This is a genomic window from Pseudomonadota bacterium (genome assembly GCA_034660915.1).
Taxonomy (GTDB): Bacteria; Desulfobacterota; Anaeroferrophillalia; order Anaeroferrophillales; family Anaeroferrophillaceae; genus DQWO01.
The window spans coordinates 1-6,392 of sequence record JAYEKE010000134.1; the positions used below are offsets into that span (position 1 = coordinate 1).

Annotated in this window: 6 protein-coding genes; 5 read left to right on the top strand and 1 reads right to left on the bottom strand. The window is 47.8% G+C overall.

Annotation, left to right across the window (positions count from 1 at the left end; translation table 11 throughout):
- The first annotated feature begins 345 nt into the window (after positions 1-345).
- Both U9P07_08260 and U9P07_08265 read left to right on the top strand, forming a co-directional pair.
- A complete protein-coding gene (locus U9P07_08260; GenBank protein MEA2109394.1) occupies positions 346-567 on the top strand; it encodes a hypothetical protein in 222 nt (73 codons plus the stop codon).
- Entirely contained in the window at positions 557-979 is a 423-nt protein-coding gene (locus tag U9P07_08265) for a PIN domain-containing protein (protein ID MEA2109395.1), read from the top strand. Before U9P07_08260 ends, U9P07_08265 begins: the two co-directional genes overlap by 11 nt.
- 73 nt (positions 980-1,052) lie before the next feature.
- On the opposite strand, the gene U9P07_08270 is transcribed toward U9P07_08265, so the two are convergent.
- Positions 1,053-1,478 (bottom strand): thioesterase family protein, encoded by a 426-nt coding sequence (locus U9P07_08270; GenBank protein MEA2109396.1) that lies wholly within the window; start codon positions 1,476-1,478, stop codon positions 1,053-1,055.
- 296 nt (positions 1,479-1,774) lie between these two features.
- Here U9P07_08270 and umuD point away from each other — a divergent pair, with 296 nt between their 5' ends.
- From umuD to U9P07_08285, 3 genes are read left to right on the top strand one after another with little or no spacing between them, the layout of a single operon-like run.
- Positions 1,775-2,218, top strand: coding sequence for a translesion error-prone DNA polymerase V autoproteolytic subunit (gene umuD, locus U9P07_08275; protein ID MEA2109397.1), 444 nt, complete (start codon positions 1,775-1,777; stop codon positions 2,216-2,218).
- A gap of 28 nt (positions 2,219-2,246) precedes the next feature.
- On the top strand, positions 2,247-3,512 hold the full coding sequence (locus U9P07_08280) for a Y-family DNA polymerase (protein MEA2109398.1): 1,266 nt from the start codon (positions 2,247-2,249) through the stop codon (positions 3,510-3,512).
- Positions 3,509-6,160 carry a GNAT family N-acetyltransferase gene (locus U9P07_08285; protein ID MEA2109399.1) on the top strand — a complete coding sequence of 884 codons (2,652 nt, stop codon included), beginning with the start codon at positions 3,509-3,511 and terminating at the stop codon, positions 6,158-6,160. Before U9P07_08280 ends, U9P07_08285 begins: the two co-directional genes overlap by 4 nt.
- Positions 6,161-6,392 lie beyond the last annotated feature (232 nt).

The following is a 6,392-nucleotide window of genomic DNA, read 5'->3' on the forward strand; positions in this document are numbered from 1 at the left end:
ACTCTAAGGTCGATCCAGCAGGTACTGGCAAAGAGAGAAGAGCTTTAATTACGCTGACCAAATTAATTTTTCAAACATCCCACTTGACTTGCACTTTAGTAGTGTATAGTATTTATGTACAATATTTGTAACTATTCAGCACATTGTATCGCTACTTAAGGGTCCGCTCAAGTAAACTCGGGACTGTCCCCAGCTTCACCGGGGGCTGTCCCAGATGTTTACGGACTATGAAACAATGTCGACATGCGCCGCAAAAGCCTGGGACAGTCCCGGTTTTGCTCACAGCAGTGCACTTCATAAAGATGTGCTGAATAGTTACCAATATTTTACCTTTGGAGGTAGAAAATGATCAGAAATATCACCTTGAGTGCTGATGAAGTGTTGTTAAAACAAGCTCGGCAAAAAGCTGAACAAGAGAAAACTTCTATTAATAAGTTATTTCGCGAGTGGATTTTCAAGTATGCAAACAGAGACAATATAAGCTGCAATTACGAGAGTTTAATGGAGTCTCTCGCAACTGTCAATTCCGGTAAAAAATTTACCAGGGAGGAGATGAATGAAAGATGACTGCTTCATTGATACCAATATCTTTGTTTACTCCTTCGACTTGGATGAACCCGAAAAGAGAAAAAAGGCGAAAAAGATAATCAAAAATACACTATCTAACGACAGGGGCTACATAAGTATTCAGGTAATTCAGGAATTCTACAACGTAGCTACCAAAAAATTCAAATTACCAATGCATATACTCGCGGCCAAGGAATATCTGGAAAAGGTTTTTATGCAGTTAAATGTTGTTTATCCCAGTTACGATTTCATTTCCACAGGCTTGGATATCTATACGACCACCAGGTATTCGTTTTATGATTCTTTAATAATCTCGGCGGCCTTGAAATCGAGTTGTTCCGTATTGTTGACTGAAGATATGCAGCATGGACAAAAAATCCAGAATCTGAGAATCGAAAACCCATTTTTATAATTGAAAACATTAAACCACCAGCTTCCCTGGTGGTTTAATGTTTTCAATTACCATGCTCTGATTACCCGGCCAATTACCCGGTAATCAGGTTTCTGAAAACTTCCGGCATCTTGACCACTTTCCTTTTCTGATAATCAAAAAAGACGATACCGGTTTTTACCCTGGCCACCTCCCGGCCATTTTCGCCGGTGGCTAAACGAAAAACAAAATCACAGCCGCTGCGGCTCATATCTGCGACCGCCACTTCAATATGCAGGGTGTCGCCGTAGAAAACTTCTGCTAAATACATAAGAGCGGCATCGACCATGATCAGGCTGCAGCCGCCAATATCCATTTCACTCCATTGATGAGCAGTTAGAAAGCGGGCCCTGGCCTCATGGACAATGGCCAGCAGGGCGTCATTTCCCAGGTGGCCGCCATAATTCATCTCAGTAATCCGCGGTTTGATTTCGGTGGAAAAAATAAATTTTTCCGGCAGGTTGATTTTAATTCGTACCATGATAATAAACTAAAATGGGCTATGCTCGCAATCCAGATTAAAGATTAGCCACAGACCCACGCAGACCTACACAGACACTATTATTAGGGGAGTCGGCAGTAAGTTACTAATAATGCCGGTTGATGATTTTTGCAAGGGGTAAAAAGGGTGAAAAATGGTTGCCATGCGGATATTGATGCGCTAGTTTGAGGTTAGATGAGGAAGCGAATAAAGGAATTTCCTCTTTTTCCCCTCCGGAATGCCCGCCGGTTGTTGGGTTTCTGACGGAGAAAGTTCTTGCCTTTGGAGAATAATAGATGCCTTTGCATGAAACCCGGGTAACGGCTGTCTTTGCCACCGATGAGCAGGCTCCCTCCTGTTCGCTGCCCCTGGCCGTGGCCTCGGTTTCGGCCGGGTTCCCCTCTCCGGCTGATGATTATCTTGAAGGGGTTCTGGATCTGAATCAGCATCTGATCAAACATCCGGCGGCAACGTTTTTTGTTCGGGTGACCGGTGATTCGATGATTGATGCCGGCATCCATGACGGTGACCTGCTGCTGGTGGACCGTTCTCTGGAGATGGTGGACGGCAAAGTGGTGATCGCGATAATTAATGCTGAGCTGCTGGTTAAAAGGGTGCGTAAAGTTGGTGCACGGCTTTTCCTGCTGCCGGAAAATCAGGCTTACAAGCCGATTGAAGTACAGGAAAACATGGACTTTGAACTCTGGGGCGTGGTTACCTATGTGATCCACTCCCTATGATAGTTTCTCTGTAATGGTATAATGATTTATGGCCCCCATCTTTGCCCTCGTCGACTGCAATAATTTCTATGTTTCCTGCGAGCGGGTTTTCAACCCCGGGCTCCGGGGGCGGCCAGTGGTAGTGCTTTCCAATAATGACGGCTGCATCATCGCTCGTTCCGGGGAGGCCAAAAAACTGGGGATCAAGATGGGAATGCCATGTTTTCAGGCCCGGCCGCTGATCGATAAACACGGCGTGGTGGCGCTTTCTTCCAATTACGCCCTTTATGGTGACATGTCGCGGCGGGTGATGAATATTTTGCTGCGGTTCAGTCCGGAAATGGAAGTTTATTCCATTGATGAAGCTTTTTTAAACCTGTCCGGCCTCAACTGGTCGAAACGACGGGCCCTGGCCCGGAAGCTGAAAGACACCGTTTATCGCTGGACCGGGATTCCAGTTTCAATCGGGATGGCGGCAACCAAAACCCTGGCCAAACTGGCGGCTCATTTTGCCAAAGGTTCGAAAAAAGCTGCCGGGATTGTTGACCTGGTCGCTTCATCATATCTTGAACCGGCTTTGGAGCTGACTAATGTCAGGGATGTTTGGGGAGTGGGCGGCCGGACAGCCTCCAGGCTTGAAAGGCGAGGTATTGGTACTGCCCTTCAGTTGCGGGATGCCGATGGGCAGTGGCTGCGGCAGAAACTTGGCGTTAATGGTCGGCGTCTGGCCCTGGAGCTCCAGGGAATTTCCTGCTACGGCATCGAAGAAGAACCGCCCATTCCCAAAAGTGTTCGCTGCTCCCGTTCTTTCAGGGAACCGGTAGAAGATATTGCCGCCATGAAGGAGGCCATGGCAAGCTATATTTCCCGGGCGACGTTCAAGATCAGGAACTATGGTCTGTCAGTATCAGCGTTGACAGTATTTTTGCGTACCAGTCGTTTTGGCACGGCGGATTGCTACTATAATTCTGCAACCATCGAGCTGCCGGTGTCCAGTCAATCCACCAGGGAACTGTTGGGCTATGCTCTTAAAGCGGTGGATGGTATTTTCCGTCCCGGTTATCGTTACAAGAAGGCCGGAGTTCTGCTGCATGGTTTGCTGCCCGTCAGCCAGGTGCAGGCCTCCATGATTGATACCATTGACCGTCGGCGGGAAGAACGGTTGATGTCGGCGGTGGATGGAATCAATAGTCGCCTGGGCAATGGGATCATCCGTTTTGCGGCTGAAGGGCTGAAACAGCCATGGCGGTCGAAAACAGGGAATATGACCCCGGCTTACACCACTCGCTGGAGTGATATCCCGGTGGTTAAATGAGTATCTACAATCTCAACCATCTTTTCAATCCCCGGACCATCGGCCTCCTCGGTCGCTATGACTGTCGTTCATGCCAGGAACAGGTGGTTTATCAGAACCTGAGAGCTTCACGGGGGAAACAGGTGCTGATGATCAACCTGGATGGTTGCGGTGGTGAAAACTGCTGGTTCAAAAATCACGGTCACTGCTATGATCGTCTGGATGCCATCCCTGAAGAGATTGATCTGTTGATTGTTTCTCTGCCATTGGTGGAAATTCCCGCCATTCTGGCTGCCGGTGGAAAACTCCGGGTGAAAAATATGATTATTACCCGGGGTGGGAGGGCGTTTGAAAGTGAGAAGCATGAACAGGAAATCGTTGCCGCCGCCAGAAAAAATAATGTCCGTCTCCTGGGGTTTAAATCCTTTGGCCTGATTGTTCCCGGCCATCAGTTTAACACCTCCTTTTTTGAAACTGTGCCGGCGGATGGGAAAATAGCCCTGATCTCCCAGAGTGGGGCGATTATCTCTTCCATTCTTGACCTGGCAGCGGAAAAAGGCGTGGGTTTCAGTCATGTCGTCAGCCTTGGTTCACTGGTTGATGTTGATTTCGGGGATGTTATCGATTACCTGGGCTGGGAATACAATGTTCGCTGTATCCTGCTTTATATTGAAAACCTGCATGATGTGAAAAAATTTCTCAGTGCCTGTCGTTCTGTGTCCATGGTCAAGCCGATTGTGGCCATCAAAGGGGGCAAGGGTGACCTGGCCCGGGAAGTGATTAAAAAACATACCAGCCATTTTGCCGGCGATGACCATGTTTATGATGCCGCTTTTCGCCGGGCCGGAGTGATCAGGGTTAAAACCCTTGCCGAATTGCTGGCTGCCGGAGTATCTCTGTCGCCACAGAAGCTGCCGTCGGGTGAGAACCTGGGAATTATTACCAATTCCGGAGGGCTTGGAGTCCTGGTGGTTGACAGCCTGGCTGATCAGCAACTAACGCTTGATATGTTATCGGCAAAGCTTAAAAACAGCTTGCAAAAACATCTGCAGCCGTATTCCGCCGGCTTGAATCCCATCTGTATTTCCAGTGAAGCAGACAGCCGACGTTTCATCGAGGTGATCAAACTTTCACTTCTTGAGGGTGATTTTGATGCCCTGATGGTGGTGATGGTTTTAAGTGGTTGGCTTGATCCGGGACAGATTATCAATGAGGTTCGGGCAGCAGCTGCCGAGCAACGGGTCAAAATGATCTATATCTGGCTCGGTAACCGCGGTGACCATGCCGCCGCCCGGGCGGCTGGACTGGAAGACCCGGCAAACAGCATTTTTTTCAGTGTCGAAGAAGCCGTTAACGCTTACTATTATGGGATGCGCTATTATGCCAAATTGAAAAAAGTGGTCATTGTGCCGCCGCGTTTTAACCGGGTACTGGAATATGATTTCCCCCGGGCCGGAGAACTGATTGCTTCACAGTGTGGAAAAGAAGCGAAATTACTCAGTGAGTCGGCAGGTAAGGAAATTCTGAAAACCTATTGTCTGCCGGTTAATGAAACTTTTGTGGTTTACAGCCTTGAACAGGGGCGGAAGAAGGCGGACAACCTGGGTTATCCGGTGGTTTTGAAAAATAATGACCCGGCACATTATTACAAGAGTGATTTTCACGGTGTTCATCTGGCCCTGCATAGCCGGGTGGCGCTTGAACATGCCTGGGTGGAATTGGAGGCTGTTGCCGGACTTCCCGGAACCAATGGTCTCACCGTCCAGCGGATGATTGGGCCAGGGACCTTTGAACTGCATCTTGGAGTCCGTACTGACCTTGAATTCGGACCCTATATTTTTTTGGGGATGAGCGGTCTGCTGGCCAGAATGCGGGTAGTGGAAGCAGTTATCCTGCCGCCATTAAATCGATTGCTGGCCGGGAAACTTATTAAGAAAAGCTGGCTTGAATCCTGTCGCCAATGGCTGCCCTTTGAGCTGGAAAAACTTGAGGAAATTCTGGTTCGTATTTCCCAGTTGGCGATTGACTTTCCCCGGATCCAGGAAATTGATATTAATCCTTTAATGATCAGTGACAATAACTTTTACATCGTTGATGCCAAGATTGTGCTTAAAGACCGGGGGCTCAAATCTCCTGATCATCTGGCCATCACTCCCTATCCTAATCAATATGAGTCCCATGCTGTTCTCAGAGACGGGACCAAAGTCCTGATTCGGCCCATCAGGCCGGAAGACGCCGAAGCTCACTATCTTTTTGTCTCTTCTTTCTCCCGGGAAACCAGTTATTACCGTTTTTTTTCCTATGGAAAAGAACTGGCTGATGAGCAAATGACTCGTTTTACCCAGATAGATTATGATCGGGAAATGGCTATTATTGCGGTTGTAGAAAAGGATGGTCGGGAATTGACCATCGGCGTCAACCGGTTGGTCTATTATGCCCACAGCGATGAATATGAGTTTGCTATTGTGGTGGCGGATGAATGGCAGCAGAGCGGCATCGGGGGGATTCTGATGGAAAAGCTCATTGATATAGCCAGAGACCGCAAGCTGAAAAATTTCTACGGACTGGTACTTTCAGATAACTATAAAATGTTGAATTTTGTCAAAAAGTTTGGTTTTCGGGTTGCCGGTCATGAAGATGTGATGGTTCGTATCGAACTTGATCTTTAAACCGCCTTGGCATGACATGAGAATAGTTGTTTCAAGCGGTTACGCCAACGATCCGGTTATGCCCCAAACCTTCTTCTGCACCGAATCTGGCGGAGTAATCATGGCAGATATTTTTTGTTGACTACCTGTTTGCAAATTGATATTACTATATGGACATAATGGTTATAATGACCATGTTATTTTAGGTTTTTAATTTATGGGGGTTTGCAGCTATGCCTACAGTTTCAGTGGC